Below are 14,260 nucleotides of genomic sequence, written 5' to 3'. Positions count from 1 at the left end.
GCAGGTCTGACAAACCCCGCCGGTCAGTTCTGACGGAGGAACTGCCGGGCCAGCGCGTCACCCTGGGTGACCGCGGCCCGGTGGCTTTCGATCGGGGATGCCTTGGGACCGTCGAAGACGATGTACGTGACGTCCGCATCGGTGCCGCCCGATCTGGGGTCGGGGCTGATGCCGAGCGACTTCGCCGCCGCGTACGACGCCTCGCCGATGAGGTCGGTGGGGCCCGTGTCGCCGACGACGGCGTACAGAACCTTGCCGTCGTGGATCACGGCGGCCACCGAACCGCCCGTGATGCCGTGCTCCGAGTGGTTCCAGCGGCGGCTCGCGCCCGGCACGACGATGTACGGCAGGCGCTCCGCGCTCAGCTGACGGCCGTTGGACTCCTGGAACGCCGTCGCGTTCAGGAACAGCGGGTCCGTGCGCCGGTTGCAGGCCTTGCTCCGGCGGCCGTCGCAGTCGATGTCCATGTCGGCCTTCCAGAACACCGCACCCCGCTTGCCGCAGACGGGGATGTCCGCGCGAGCGCCGTCGTCCGCGCGGTACTTGCCGCGCGAGACCTGTTTACAGGATCCGACCTTGGCGAGGAGCGCGTCAGCGCGCACGGATCCCTCCTGGACGACCGAACTCCCTTCTGACTGCGCCGACTTGTGGTTCGGTTCGCTCTCCTTCGGAAACGCCGAAGCGGGCAGTGACGCGGGGGCGATCAGGGCGGCTCCGGCGGCGACGGCGAGCGCCGCATTCTTGGTACGCACGTGAAAGGTCCTTTCCTGAGCAGAAACTGACAGCCGGTCGGACGAATCGGATGAACCGGATGAACGGAGGCCGAAAGACCGAGGCACCTGACCAGACATCCCAATCTGTCTCGGGTCGTACACCTCGGCCGCCGCTCAGGGCCCGGACGGCGCACGCACACCCCTTGATGTGCACCCGACACCTGTGTCAAATAGGTCCGGACCAATGCCGCCCGAACGGAAGGCACGACCGTGCGACGGACCCCCCACCTGGCTGCCCTCCTGACCGTCACCGCCTGCGCCCTCAGCGCCTGCACCCTCACCGCCTGCGCCTGGGGCGGCGACCAGGACGCGAAGGACGTACAGCCCCCGACCGTCCCCCGGGGCGTCACCGTCCAGGCGGGCAGCGCCACCACCGCCCACGTCATGTGGAACCAGGCCACGGACAACACCGCGGTCACCGGTTACGACGTGTATCGGGGCGCCACCAGGGTCAAGCGCGTGCCGGGCGGCAAGCACATGGTGGACGTCGTCGGCCTGAAGCCCTCCACGGCCTACAGCTTCACCGTCCGCGCCCGCGACGCCGAGGGGAACGTCGGCCCGGCCAGCAAGAAGCTGACGGTGACCACGCCCGCCGCAGCCACCGCCGACCGGAAGCCGCCCTCACGGCCCGGCTCTCCCCGGGGCGCAGCCGAGGGGAGCCGGGCGGTGAAGCTGTCCTGGGGCGCTTCGAAGGACGACCAGGGCGTCGCGTCGTACGAGATCTATCAGGGCACATCGAAGATCCACAGTGTGGGCGGCGGCGAGCGCGAGACCCTTGTCACCGGGCTGCGTCCCGGCACGGCCTACCGCTTCACCGTCAAGGCGCTCGACGCGGCCGACAACGCGTCGCCCGCCAGCCGCGCCGTCCGCCTCACCACCGCGAAGGGGCAGGACGACGGGCGGGCCACGGCGCCGACGGACTTCCGCGCGAAGATCCGGCGCGCCGACGGGGCGTACTACATCGACCTGGCGTGGACGCCGCCGCACACCGGCGGCGCGGTGGCGGAGTATCAGATCCACCTCGACGGCAAGACCGCCACCTCGCTGGTGTTCGGCGGTACAGCGCCCGTGAAGAAGGCCAAGCACAGCTTCTACGTGGGCAAAGAACCGGGTGACAGCCACCGCGTGAAGCTGCGGGCCAAGCTCCCCGACGGGACGTGGGGCGGCTACTCCGCCGAACGGACGGTCACCACCGGCTGACCGGACGCTCCTACTCACCTGACACCCGTGACGGCGGATCAGCTGTCGGCCGTACGAAGGATTCCGTCACCTGCCCGGTGGCTGTCCGCATGCGGCCCTGGCGGATGGCACGTTGGCTCGTCGTCAGGTAGCACGGGCGCTCCCCGACCCTCGGCGGCGCATGGGATGTACCGCCTCCCGTGCCGCCGGAGGGCAGACTCATGCGTACCACTCAGATATTCGTCCGCTCCGGCCTGACCATCGCCGCTGCGGCCGCGCTACCGCTCGCACTGACCGCTCCGTCGGCGTCCGCCGCCGGAGGGATCACGGTGAGCGCCACGGGATCGACGGTCACGGTCACCACGGCGGCCTGCACCGACGGCGGCAAGGCCGCGCTGATGAGCAACGGCCAGGCCAGCTTCGCCCAAGGAAGGCAAGTGGACCTGACGGGCGGCAGCGCCTCCTGGCAGAACGTCGCCACCGGCATCCATACAGTGGCCGTGGTCTGCGAGGACGGCACTGCGGCCGGTTCTCAGACGGTCACCGTCGGGACCACGCCGACCACCTCGTCCACGATGGCGCCCGCGCGCGGCGTCCAGGGCGGGCTCGGCGGCGGCAGCGAGGACCGGGGCACGCTCACGCTCGTCGCGGGCGGGGCCCTCGTGGTCCTGGCCGCCGGCGGTTCAGGCGCCTGGTACCTGCGTCGCCGCAGCATGCCGCACCGGCTCTGAGCCAGGGTAAGAGCCAGAGCCACGAGGAAAGTGCGGCTGCCGCCGGTCCCGACTCACATCGGGTCGGCGGCAACCGTCACGTGCACGACCGTCGCGACCGTCACGACCATTCAGGCCTTCGGCGCCCCGAGCTCCTCCAACGTCCGCTCGAGCCACTGCGTCCAGAACGTCTCCAGGTCGATCCCGGCCCGCAGCACCACATGCCTCAGCCGGTCCTCGACCGCATCGTCGCCGCCCGGCGGGAAGTCCCGCTTCTCGATCTCCTCGTACTCGGCCAACTGCTCCCGGTGCAGGGCGAGATGACGATGAAGATCCTCCTCGATGCCGTCCGTGCCGACGACCGCCGCCGCCCTCAGGCGCAGCAGCAGCGTGTCCCGCAGCGGCTTGGGATCCTGGCTCGCCGCCGTCCAGCGGGCCAGTTCGGCGCGGCCCGCTGGCAGGACCTCGTACTCCTTCTTCTGCCCGCGGGTGGCCTGCTGCCGCTCAAGGGCGCGGATGGCACCCTCCCGCTCCAGTTTCCCCAGCTCGCGGTAGATCTGCTGGTGCGTGGCCGACCAGAAGTAGCCGATCGACTTGTCGAACCTGCGGGTCAGCTCAAGCCCCGACGAAGGCTTCTCCAGCAGGGCGGTGAGGATCGCGTGCGGCAGTGACATGGCGGCCATCCTAGGTACGGCGGCCTGTGACACCGGGCGCCCGGTGTCACAGGCCGACCGATGTCACAGGCCGACCGGTGTCACAGGCTGCCCGGTGTCACAAGCCGCCCGGTGTCACAGCGCCGCGGCCAGCTCCGTGCCCTGCTTGATGGCGCGCTTGGCGTCCAGCTCGGCCGCCACGTCCGCGCCCCCGATGAGGTGCGCGCTGTGTCCGGCGGCGAGCAGCTCCTCGTACAGGTCGCGGCGCGGGTCCTGGCCGGAGCAGAGGACGACTGTGTCGACGGGGATGACCGTGGAACGCCCGTCGACAGTGATGTGCAGGCCCGCGTCGTCGATGAGGTCGTAGCTCGCACCGGCGACCATGGTGACGCCTCGGTGGCGCAGCTCCGTGCGGTGGATCCAGCCCGTGGTCTTGCCGAGGCCCTGGCCGACCTTGGACGTCTTGCGCTGCAGGAGGTGCACGGAGCGCGGCGGGGCCGGGCGGTCGGGCGCGGTCAGGCCGCCGCGGTCCTTGTAGTCCATGTCGACGCCCCACTGACGGAAGTACGTCACCGGGTCCAGGCTCGCCTTCTCGCCACTGTCGGTGAGGTACTCGGCGACGTCGAAGCCGATGCCGCCCGCGCCGATGATCGCGACCCGCTCCCCCACGGGCGCGCTGTCGCGCAGCACGTCGAGGTAGCCGACCACGCTGGGGTGGTCGATGCCGGGGATCTCGGGGGTACGGGGCGTGACTCCGGTGGCGACGACCACCTCGTCGTACGAAGCCTTCGCCAGCTCTGCCGCGGTGGCCCGGGTGTTCAACTGGATCTCCACGCCGTGCAGTTCGAGCTGGGTGCGGTAGTAGCGCAGCGTCTCGTCGAACTCCTCCTTGCCGGGCACCTTGCGGGCGACATTGAGCTGTCCGCCGATCTCGGACGCCGCGTCGATGAGCGTGACGTCATGGCCGCGCTCGGCCGCCGACACCGCGAAGGCGAGCCCGGCCGGGCCCGCGCCGACGACGGCCACACGCTTCTTGTGGCGGGTCGGCGTAAGGACGAGCTCCGTCTCGTGGCAGGCGCGCGGGTTCACCAGGCAGGAGGTGATCTGCAGGTTGAAGGTGTGGTCGAGGCAGGCCTGGTTGCAGCCGATGCAGGTGTTGATGGCATCGGGCTGCTCGGCTTTCGCCTTGGCGACGAAGTCAGGGTCGGCGAGCAGCGGGCGGGCGAGGGACACCATGTCGGCGGCGCCGTCGGCGAGCAACTGCTCTGCGATCTCGGGGGTGTTGATGCGGTTGGTGGTGACGAGCGGCACGGAGACCTGGCCCATGACCTTCTTCGTGGCGAAGGCGTACGCGCCGCGCGGCACCGATGTCGCGATGGTGGGGATGCGCGCCTCGTGCCAGCCGATGCCGGTGTTGATGATCGTGGCGCCTGCGGCCTCGATCTCCTTGGCGAGGTGGACGACCTCTTCGAGGGTCGAGCCGCCGGGGACCAGGTCCAGCATGGAGAGGCGGTAGATGAGGATGAAGTCCGCGCCGACGCGCTCGCGTGTGCGCCGGACGATCTCGACGGGGAAGCGGATGCGGTTCTCGTAGGCGCCGCCCCAGCGGTCCTCGCGGTGGTTGGTGGGGGCCGCGATGAACTCGTTGATCAAGTAGCCCTCGGAGCCCATGACTTCGACGCCGTCGTAGCCCGCGAGCTTGGCCAACTCGGCGGCGCGCACGAAGTCCTCGATGGTCTGCTCGACCTCGTCGTCTTCGAGAGCGCGGGGAACGAAGGGGCTGATCGGCGCCTTGATCGCGCTCGGCGCGACCAGGCCCTCGTGGTACGCGTACCGCCCGAAGTGCAGGATCTGCATGGCGATCTTGCCGCCCGCGGCGTGCACCGCGTCCGTGACGCCCGCGTGCTTCTGCGCCTCCGCCTCGGTGGTCAGCTTGGCGCCACCGTCCCAGGGGCGGCCGAGCTCGTTCGGGGCGATGCCACCGGTGACGATGAGGCCGACACCGCCGCGCGCACGGGTCGCGTAGAACTCCGCCATCCGCTCGAAACCGTTCGGCGCCTCTTCCAGGCCCACGTGCATGGATCCCATCAGGACCCGGTTGGGCAGGGTGGTGAAGCCCAGGTCGAGCGGGTTGAGCAGGTTCGGGTAGCGGCTCATGCGGGCCCTCCGTACGGGGTGTGTCGTCAGGACAGTTCTAGAGGACGCCGATCCCTTGTGCAACTAGTTGCATAAAGACGTGGCGGGCGCCACTTCGGCACGGCACACTCCGAGCGGTGACCGTTATGACTGTTTCGCCGGAAGATTCACCGTGCGCAACAGGGGATTGACCATTCAACGAAGCACTCCTACGCTCCTGTCACCCCCGCAGGTATATCGATTAACCCCTGGTTGTCATCGTCCTGGTTGGAGACATCCCGCTGTGCGCTCAACGATGAGTCGGCGCGGCTTCCTCGCCGCAGGTTCAGGCCTGGCCGCCGCCACCACCCTGCCCGCCCTCGCCGGCTGTTCCACGCTGGCGTCGGCGGATTCCGATCCCGACACGCTCGTGGTGCACAGCCAGCTCGGCACCACCGCCCCGGGTTCGCCCACCTATCTGTCCGCCCTGAACACCTTCCGGGACGAGAACCCCGGCCTGAAGGTGAAGAACCTTGTCAACGGCGACGACCTCGCGCAGGTCTACGAGACCTCGCGGCTCGCCCGCAAGGAGCCGGACGTCGTCATGGTCAACCTCTACGACAAGACGCTGGCCTGGACCGATGTCGGAGCGACCGTCGACGTCAAGGGATATATGGACGACTGGGGGCTGCGAAAGCGCGTCCTGCCCGTCGCCCTCGACGCCTGGACCGACGCCAAGGGGCGGCTGCAGGCCTTCCCGTACTTCGCCACCAACTGGCCCGTCGCCTACAACACCGCGCTGCTCGACAAGGCCGGTGTCGACGCGATCCCGACCACCGGCGACCAGCTGATCTCCGCCGCCCGCAGGCTCCGCGCCAAGGGCATCGCCCCGGTGACCGTCGGCGGCAACGACTGGACGGGCCAGAAGCTGCTCGCCCAGATCATCCAGACCTTCCTCACCCCCGAGGAGGCGGAGAAGGTGTTCCGGAGCGGCGACTTCAGCGGCAGCAGGGGCGCCCGCGAGGGCATCGAGTACTTCGCCGCGCTGCGAGACGCGGGCGTCTTCGCCGACAAGGCGCAGGGCCTGACCTCCGACACGATGACGACGCAGTTCAACACGGGCGCCGCCGCCATCCAGTCCGCCATGTCGTCGGCGCTCGCCAAGGTCCCGGAGAACATCGCCCGGCACACCGAGGTCGGTGGCTGGCCGCTCGCGCCGGACGCCGCGCACGACAAGCCGACGATCCTGCGGACGTACACCCTCATCGGTTTCTGGATCAGCCCGAACGGCACGAAGAAGCTGGACTCCGTCGAGAAGTTCCTGCGCTTCATGTACCGCCCGGACACCGTGTCGCGCTTCATCAAGGAGAGCGGACGCGACATGGCCCTGCGCTCGGACACGCTCAGCACCGACTTCCCGCTGGTCGCCGATGCGCAGAAGCTCGGCAACGACGTCAGCCAGGCCCTGCTGCCCGACATCTACATCCCGCCGGCCGCGACACAGCCGCTGATCACCGCGACCAGTACGGCGTTCACCCGTGGCACGAGCCCCGCCAAGGTGCGCTCCGTGCTCGAAGCCGCGTACCGCACCGCATGAGCCGCCCGCCCGAGCCGCCCGAGCCTTCTGGGAGTCACCCGAGATGACGACAACGATGTCGACGCCGGGCGGGACCGAGGTCCGCCCCGCACCGTCGAAGCCACCCGTCCGCAAGCGCCGCCGTGAGGGCGGCACGATCCTCGCCGTCCCCGCCCTGGTCTGGTACCTGGTCTTCATGGTCGGCCCGATGATCGCGATCTTCGTGATCGCGGCCCTGCACTGGCCGGGCATGCTGCAGCCCGTCTCGTTCGCCGGGTGGGACAACGTCCGTACGGTCTTCGACGACCCGGTGTTCTGGGACGCCGTGCGCAATACCGCGGTCCAGCTCGCCGTCGCGCTGCCGATCATGATCGTGTGCGCGTACATGCTGGGCTACTACGTGGCGCAGAAGCCGCCGGGTCACAAGGTCCTGCGCTATCTCCTCTTCATCCCCGGCCTGATCTCCACCCCGGCCAAGGCGATGGTCTTCTACGCGGCGCTCTCCCCCGACGGCCTGGTCAACGGGGCGCTGAAGTCGGTGGGTCTCGGCTCGGTGACCGACGCCTGGCTTGCCTCTCCCTCGACGGCGCTCGCCTGTCTGATCGTGCTCGACATCTGGGGCGGCATCGGCTTCACGGCTGTCCTGTTCGCCGCGCGGCTCGGCAGCGTGCCCGAGGAGATCGGCGAGGCGGCGCAGCTGGACGGCGCCGGGCACTGGCGGACGATGTGGGGCGTGCACTTCCCGGTCATCCGCGACTACGTGGGTGTGGTGACGATGCTCCAGTTCCTCTGGACGTTCTTCGGCTCCGCCCAGCATGTCCTGCTCCTTACGCAGGGCGGGCCCGGCAGCTCGTCGACGACGCTGTCGTTCCTCGTCTATCAGAAGGCGTTCATCGCGGCCGACCTCGGCTACAGCCAGACCGTCGGCGTGATCCTCTTCCTGGTCGGCCTCGTCGGTCTGCTCACCATCCGCCGCGCGTTCCGCCAGAACTACTGACGCCGCACGACCCCCGACAAGACCCCCGATCGGAGCCGGTCACCTTGAAGCACGGAAAGTCCTGGCTGCCCGCGCACATCCTGGCGTGGGCGTACGCGGCGCTGCTCGTCGTCCCCCTCTACTACCTGCTCGCGTCCGCCTTCAAGACGAACGAGCAGATCTTCGCGAGCCCCTTCTCGCTTCCCACCTCACTGTCCTTCGGCAACTTCGGTACGGCCTTCGAGAGCGCCGATCTGGGGCTCGCGGTCGTCAACTCGGCCCTGGTGACGTTCTTCTCGCTCGCGCTGACACTGGCCCTCGCGATTCCGGCGGCGTTCGCGATCGCCCGCGCGACGGGCCCGCTCGGGGCCTTCGTGGAGAAGGTCTTCTCCCTTGGCTTCCTGATCCCGACGTTCGCCGCGCTCTTCCCGACGTTCCTGCTCGCGGCGGCGACGGGTCTGTTCCACACGCGCCTGTTCATGGTGCTCTTCCTGCCCGCCACCGCGATGCCGCTGTCCGTCGTCATCCTGGTGCAGTTCATGCGGACCATCCCCAAGGAGATGGAGGAGGCGGCGCGCATCGACGGCGCGTCGACGTTCGGGGTCCTGCGGCACGTCTATACGCCGATGTGCATGCCCGGCATCGCGACGGTGCTGCTCCTGAACTTCCTCACCTTCTGGAACGAGTACCTGTACTCGCTCGTCATCATCGGCCCCGACCCGTCCCAGCGCACCGTGCAGGTCGCGCTGCCCACCCTCAAGTCCCTGACGGGGACGGATTACGGGGTCCTGACCGCCGGTACGGTACTGACTCTCGTACCGGTATGGGCCGTCTACACGGTGTTGCAGAAGCGGATGCAGCAGGCCCTCGTCAGTGGGGCGGTGAAGATGTGAACGGGTCGGACACATCCCGAAGGGACAGCGGCGCGCGACCGACGATCAAGGCGGTCGCCGCGGCGGCCGGGGTCTCCACGGCCGCCGTCTCGCAGGCCTTCAACGCCAAGGGCCGCATCTCCGAGGCCACCCGGCGCCGCATCCTGGACGCCGCCGCCGAGCTCGGCTGGTCACCGAGCGCGACGGCGACGGCGCTGCGCAGCGCGCGTACCCGCACGCTCGCCCTCGTGGTGCGCCGCCCCACGGACGTGCTCGGCGCGGACCCGCACTTCAGCGAGCTGATCACCGGTCTTGAGGGCGAACTGGCGCCGCGCGGCTACGGCCTGCTGCTCCATCTGGTCACGGACGTGGCCGAGGAGAGCGCGCTGTACGAACGCCTCGCCGCCGAGGGCCGCGTCGACGGCGCCGTCCTGACCGACGCCCGCGCCGACGATCCGCGCCCGCCGCTCCTGCGGGGCCTGGGCCTGCCCGCCGTACTGCTCGGCGCGCCCCACCCGGACGCGCCCGTGCCCACCGTGGGCCTCGGCAACCAGGGCGCCGGCATACACGAAGCCGTCGACCACCTCATGGAGCTCGGCCACCGGCGCATCGCCTATGTGTCGGGGCCCGGCGAGCTGCTGCACACGGGACTGCGCCGCGCGGTCTTCGAAGAGACCTTGCTGCTCAAGGGACTTGAACCCGCCGCCGTACTGAGCACCGACTTCTCCGAGGCGGCGGCCGTCGCCGCGACCGAGCAACTGCTCGGCATGGCGGAGCGTCCCACCGCCGTCATGTACGCCAATGACTCCATGGCGGTGTGCGGCATCGGCGCGGCCCAGCGCGCGGGCCTTCGCGTCCCCGACCAGCTGTCCGTCGTCGGCTACGACAATCTCCCGATCGGCCGCTGGCTGCACCCGCGTCTGACGACCGTCGACCAGCAGGTGCAGCGGGTCGGCGCGGCCGCCGCGCGTGCGCTGCTCGTGCAGTGCGGCGAGGACGTGCCGCTCCTGGCCCTGGATGACCGACCACGGCTTGTGGTCCGCGAGTCGACGGGCCCCGCCGACTGACTGCCACGCCCTTTTGAGTACCTCTTCACCCCCGTACGGAAAGACCTGAGTACCCCCATGCGACGCCACAGCACACACCTCACCCATGACTCCGCCGTCCTGCCCTGGATCGGCGCCAACTTCTGGTCCCGCACGGGCGGTCCGCTGATGTGGCGGAACTACGACCCGAAGACGGTCCGCGAGGAGCTGTCCGTGCTGCGTGAGCACGGCCTGACGATGACCCGCTCGTTCTTCTACTGGCCGGACTTCCACCCCGAGCCGCACCGCGTCGACGAGGAACTGTGCGAGCGCTTCCGCGACTTCCTCGACGCGCACACCGAACTGGGAATGGGCACGGTGCCCACCTTCATCGTCGGGCACATGTCGGGCGAGAACTGGGACCCGGCGTGGCGCGGGGACCGCGACCTCTACGAGGACGTGTGGCTCGTCGGCCGACAGGCGTGGTTCGTCTCGCAGATGACGCGCCGCTTCAAGGACCACGCGGCGATCACGGGGTGGCTCATCACCAATGAGATGCCGGGCTACGGCCGCATCTACCAGGTGGATCCGCCGTCGAGCGATGTCGTCACCGCCTGGGCGCAGTTCATGTGCGACGCGGTGCGCGCGGCGGGCGGCACGCAGCCGGTGTCGCTCGGCGACGGCGCCTGGGGCATCGAGGTGACGGGCCGCGACAACGGCTTCTCGCTGCGGGACACCGCCGAGTACGTCGACTTCGTGGGCCCGCACGTCTACCGCTCCGACACGGATCGCGTACGTCAGCACTACCGCGCCGCGTTCGAGTGCGAGCTTGCGGGCGTCACCGAGCAGCCGGTGATTCTCGAGGAGTTCGGGCTCTCGACGGACACCGTGTCGGCCCAGAACGCGGGCATCTACTACCGCCAGACGCTCCACAACTCCCTCCTCGGCGGTGCGACGGGGTGGATGGCCTGGAACAACACCGACTACGACGACCTGTGGGACCAGTCGCCCTACGACCACCACCCCTTCGAGATGCACTTCGGCATCACGGACAGCACCGGCGCCCCGAAGACTCCACTCGTCGAGATAGCCGCGTTCTCCGAGATCCTGGGACAGGTCGACTTCGCGCGCTGCCGCCGCTCGGACGCGGACGCGGCGCTCGTCGTGCCCGCGTTCCTGGAGCGCGGCTACCCCTACAGCCGCCCTGCCGACCGTCCGCTGATCTTCACGTCTCTCCATCAGGGGTACGTCGCCGCGCGCGGGGCCGATCTCCCGGTGGCTCTCACGCGGGAGGCGGACGGTCTTCCCGGGGACGCGGCGCTGTATCTCCTGCCGTCAACGCGGCAGTTCACCACCCGGACGCGGCGCGATCTTGAGCGGCGGGCGCGCGAGGGCGCCACCGTGTACCTGTCGTTCTGCTCCGGCGAGCACCCCGGCACGCGCGGCCCGTGGTTCGACGACCTGGACGGGCTCTTCGGCGTCGAACTCCAGCTCACCTACGGGGTGGCCGAACCCATCGAGGACGACGTACTCGAGCTGACCTTCACCGAGGAGTTCGGCGGTATCGCGGCGGGCGAGACGCTGCGCTTCCCCGTCGCGGGCAACGAGGACAGCCGCGCCTACCTGCCGGTCGTCCCGACGGAAGCGCGCGTCGTGGCCAAGGACGCACACGGCCGCCCGGCGCTCCTCGTCAACGAGACGGGCCGTGGCCGCACGGTCCTTGCCACCTACCCCCTTGAGCACATGGCCGCACGCACGGCCCGCGTCAACCCGGAGCAGACGCACCGCCTCTACGCGGCCCTCGCCCACCTCGCGGGCGTGCGGCGGCCGGTGACGGTCGACAGCCCCTACGTCTCGGCGGACGTCCTGGTGCACGAGGACGGGCGCCGGTTCGTGTGGCTGGTCAGCCAGGCGGACGAGGAGCTGGCGGTCCGTCCGGCGGTGGACGGTTCGCTGCACGACCTGGTGACGGGAGAGGCGGTGGAGGAGGTGCGGCTCGTCCCGTTCGGCGTGCGCGTCCTCGAACAGCGATGAGCGCGCCGCTGTACCAGGAGGCGGGCGCTCCGGTCGCCGAGCGGGTGCGTGACCTGCTCTCGCGGATGACGCTCACCGAGAAGGTGGGCCAGGTCAACCAGCGGATGTACGGCTGGGATGCCTATGAGCGGACGCCCGAGGGCCACCGTCTGACGGACGCCTTCCGCGCCGAGGTCGCCGCGTTCGACGGCATGGGCGCGCTGTACGGATTGCAGCGCGCCGACCCCTGGTCGGGTGTCACGTTCGCGGACGGCATCACCGCTGCGGACGCGGCGCGGGTCGCCAACTCGGTGCAGCGGCATGCCATTTCGAGCACGCGGCTCGGCATTCCGGTCCTGCTCGTCGAGGAGGTCCCGCACGGCCATCAGGCCCTGGACGGCACGATCCTTCCGGTGAATCTGGCGGTGGGCGCGAGCTGGGATCCGGAACTGTACGAGGCCGCGGCGGCAGCTGCGGCCGGCGAGCTGCGCGCCCGGGGCGGTCATGTCGCCCTCGTCTCGGCGCTCGATCTGGTGCGGGATCCGCGCTGGGGGCGTGCGGAGGAGTGCTTCGGCGAGGACCCGTATCTGGCGGCGCGCTTCACGCAGGCGCTGGTGCGGGGCATGCAGGGTGACGACGCCGCCTTCGCCCCCGACCGGGCTGCGGTCGTGCTCAAGCACTTCGCCGGGCAGGGCGCGACGATCGGCGGCCGCAACAGCGCGGCCACCGAGCTGGGCCCGCGCGAACTCCACGAGATCCACCTGGTGGCGGCGCGGGCCGGGGTCCGCGCCGGAGCGGCGGGCGTGATGGCCGCGTACAACGAGTACGACGGTCTGCCCTGCGCGGCCAACCGTGAGCTGCTCACCGGTCTGCTGCGCGAGCAGTGGGGGTTCACCGGCCTGGTCATGGCCGACGGGTGCGCCCTTGACCGACTCGTGCGTCTTGCCGGTGACCCGGTGGCGGCGGGCGCGCTCGCTCTGGGCGCGGGGACGGATCTGAGTCTGTGGGACGCCTCGTTCCCCCGGCTCGCGGAGGCGGTGGAGCGGGGTCTGGTCTCCGAGCACGTCCTGGACGCGGCGGTGGCCCGCGTTCTCGCGCTGAAGTTCCGTCTGGGGCTTTTCGAGCGGCCTTACGTCGACGAGGACCTCGCGCACTCCCCCGCCCTGGGAGAGTTGAGCGAGCGCCTGGCCCGCGAGTCCGTCGTCCTGCTGAGCAATGACGGGGCCACGCTCCCCTTGGCGGACCCGTCCCGCATCGCCGTCATCGGCCCCAACGCCGATTCACTCCCCCAGCAGCTCGGCGACTACACCGCGCCGCAGCGCCCCGGCACCGGGCTCACCGTCCTCGACGGCATCAGGGCGGTGGTGCCGCCGGGCAGCGAGGTGACGTACGCGCGGGGCTGCGAGCTGGTCGGCGGCGACCGCACCGGGGTCGCGGAGGCCGTGGCTCTTGCGGCCGGTGCCGACACGGCCGTCCTCGTGCTCGGTGGGTCGAGCGCGCGGGAGGCCGATACCCGCTTCGACAGCAATGGGGCCGCCGTCGTGACCTCGGGTACCCCGGCGGGCATGACGTGCGGCGAGGGCGTCGACCTCGCCGACCTGAGCCTTCCGGAGGCGCAGTTGGCGCTGCTCGATGCCGTGGCCGCCACCGGTACCCCTGTCGTCGTGGTCCTCGTCCAGGGTCGGCCGCACGCCGTGCCGGAGCTGTCCGGGCGGGCCCGTGCGGTGCTCTCGGCCTGGTATCCGGGGCCGTGGGGAGGGCGGGCCGTCGCCGATGTGCTCTTCGGGCGGGCGGATCCCGTGGGGCGGCTGCCCGTCTCCGTACCGCGCTCGGCCGCCCAGCTCCCGGTCTTCTACAACGCCAAGGATCACGGCTACCGGGGTTACGTGGACCAACCGGCCACCGCCCTGCACGCCTTCGGCCACGGCCTGTCCTACACGACCGTCGAATACGGGGAGCCCCGGCTCTCCCGCACTCAGGCTCCGGTCTCGGATCCGACGCTCACCTGCACGGTCTCCGTGACGAACACGGGAGCGCGTGCCGTCCTTGAGACCGTGCAGCTCTATGTGCGCCGGGTCTCGGGGTCGAGCTCCTGGCCGCGCGTCCGTGAGCTGCGGGGCTTCGCCCGCCTCGACCTGGCCCCCGGTGAACACGCCGAGGTCGTCTTCGTCGTCGATGCGGATACTCTGGCCTCGCTGGACCGCGCTCTGGAGTACGTCGTCGAGCCCGGCGAGCTGCTGCTTGAGACCGGGCCCTCATCCGACCGGACGAGCGGCGCCCGCCTGACCCTGACGCCCTCGTGAACACTACGAGCGCCACGTCCGAATCCCGCCAGCCGCGCGCCCCCGCAGCCCGCAGAATTAAGGGT

General features: G+C 70.3%; 11 protein-coding genes. 8 read left to right on the top strand and 3 right to left on the bottom strand.

What is annotated here, in order from left to right; all coding sequences use genetic code 11:
- Positions 1 to 23: 23 nt before the first annotated feature.
- Entirely contained in the window at positions 24 to 752 is a 729-nt protein-coding gene (locus ACWFRJ_RS00915; RefSeq protein ID WP_453523591.1) for a glycoside hydrolase family 75 protein, read from the bottom strand.
- A gap of 231 nt (positions 753 to 983) precedes the next feature.
- Between ACWFRJ_RS00915 and ACWFRJ_RS00910 the strand changes: the two genes are divergently transcribed.
- Positions 984 to 1,973 carry a fibronectin type III domain-containing protein gene (locus ACWFRJ_RS00910; protein WP_453523589.1) on the top strand — a complete coding sequence of 330 codons (990 nt, stop codon included), beginning with the start codon at positions 984 to 986 and terminating at the stop codon, positions 1,971 to 1,973.
- A 200-nt stretch (positions 1,974 to 2,173) separates the two neighbouring features.
- A complete protein-coding gene (locus tag ACWFRJ_RS00905) occupies positions 2,174 to 2,683 on the top strand; it encodes a hypothetical protein (RefSeq protein WP_453523586.1) in 510 nt (169 codons plus the stop codon).
- 110 nt (positions 2,684 to 2,793) lie between these two features.
- On the opposite strand, the gene ACWFRJ_RS00900 is transcribed toward ACWFRJ_RS00905, so the two are convergent.
- Both ACWFRJ_RS00900 and ACWFRJ_RS00895 read right to left on the bottom strand, forming a co-directional pair.
- Positions 2,794 to 3,336 (bottom strand): PadR family transcriptional regulator, encoded by a 543-nt coding sequence (locus ACWFRJ_RS00900; RefSeq protein ID WP_453523584.1) that lies wholly within the window; start codon positions 3,334 to 3,336, stop codon positions 2,794 to 2,796.
- Between the two features lie 114 nt (positions 3,337 to 3,450).
- A complete protein-coding gene (locus ACWFRJ_RS00895; RefSeq protein WP_453523581.1) occupies positions 3,451 to 5,472 on the bottom strand; it encodes an oxidoreductase in 2,022 nt (673 codons plus the stop codon).
- A 262-nt stretch (positions 5,473 to 5,734) separates the two neighbouring features.
- Here ACWFRJ_RS00895 and ACWFRJ_RS00890 point away from each other — a divergent pair, with 262 nt between their 5' ends.
- The 6 genes from ACWFRJ_RS00890 to ACWFRJ_RS00865 are packed head-to-tail and all read left to right on the top strand — an operon-like array spanning position 5,735 to position 14,195.
- Entirely contained in the window at positions 5,735 to 7,027 is a 1,293-nt protein-coding gene (locus ACWFRJ_RS00890) for an ABC transporter substrate-binding protein (protein ID WP_453523578.1), read from the top strand.
- Positions 7,028 to 7,070: 43 nt separating this feature from the next.
- The gene (locus ACWFRJ_RS00885) at positions 7,071 to 8,003 is read left to right on the top strand and encodes a carbohydrate ABC transporter permease (RefSeq protein WP_453523575.1); all 933 of its coding nucleotides are present in this window, start codon (positions 7,071 to 7,073) and stop codon (positions 8,001 to 8,003) included.
- Positions 8,004 to 8,047: 44 nt separating this feature from the next.
- Complete coding sequence (locus tag ACWFRJ_RS00880; protein ID WP_383265368.1) at positions 8,048 to 8,875, top strand: carbohydrate ABC transporter permease; 828 nt, start codon at positions 8,048 to 8,050, stop codon at positions 8,873 to 8,875.
- Positions 8,872 to 9,921 carry a LacI family DNA-binding transcriptional regulator gene (locus tag ACWFRJ_RS00875; RefSeq protein ID WP_453523571.1) on the top strand — a complete coding sequence of 350 codons (1,050 nt, stop codon included), beginning with the start codon at positions 8,872 to 8,874 and terminating at the stop codon, positions 9,919 to 9,921. Before ACWFRJ_RS00880 ends, ACWFRJ_RS00875 begins: the two co-directional genes overlap by 4 nt.
- A 57-nt stretch (positions 9,922 to 9,978) precedes the next feature.
- The gene (locus ACWFRJ_RS00870; protein ID WP_453523568.1) at positions 9,979 to 11,913 is read left to right on the top strand and encodes a glycoside hydrolase 5 family protein; all 1,935 of its coding nucleotides are present in this window, start codon (positions 9,979 to 9,981) and stop codon (positions 11,911 to 11,913) included.
- Positions 11,910 to 14,195: a glycoside hydrolase family 3 N-terminal domain-containing protein gene (locus ACWFRJ_RS00865; protein ID WP_453523565.1), complete on the top strand. Its 2,286-nt coding sequence runs from the start codon at positions 11,910 to 11,912 to the stop codon at positions 14,193 to 14,195. The genes ACWFRJ_RS00870 and ACWFRJ_RS00865 overlap by 4 nt, the downstream gene beginning before the upstream one ends.
- The last annotated feature ends 65 nt before the right edge of the window (positions 14,196 to 14,260 follow it).

Source organism: Streptomyces sp. NPDC055239, from assembly GCF_053606205.1.
Note: the sequence above shows the minus strand (reverse complement) of the source record. Positions and strands in the feature narration are given on the sequence as shown.

What these genes read in the sequence shown, in the direction of transcription:
- ACWFRJ_RS00900 (WP_453523584.1), bottom strand. Translation starts at nt 3,336, where the DNA reads ATGTCACTGCCGCACGCGATCCTCACCGCCCTGCTGGAGAAGCCTTCG.
- ACWFRJ_RS00885 (WP_453523575.1), top strand. Translation starts at nt 7,071, where the DNA reads ATGACGACAACGATGTCGACGCCGGGCGGGACCGAGGTCCGCCCCGCA.
- ACWFRJ_RS00905 (WP_453523586.1), top strand. Translation starts at nt 2,174, where the DNA reads ATGCGTACCACTCAGATATTCGTCCGCTCCGGCCTGACCATCGCCGCT.
- ACWFRJ_RS00870 (WP_453523568.1), top strand. Translation starts at nt 9,979, where the DNA reads ATGCGACGCCACAGCACACACCTCACCCATGACTCCGCCGTCCTGCCC.
- ACWFRJ_RS00865 (WP_453523565.1), top strand. Translation starts at nt 11,910, where the DNA reads ATGAGCGCGCCGCTGTACCAGGAGGCGGGCGCTCCGGTCGCCGAGCGG.
- ACWFRJ_RS00895 (WP_453523581.1), bottom strand. Translation starts at nt 5,472, where the DNA reads ATGAGCCGCTACCCGAACCTGCTCAACCCGCTCGACCTGGGCTTCACC.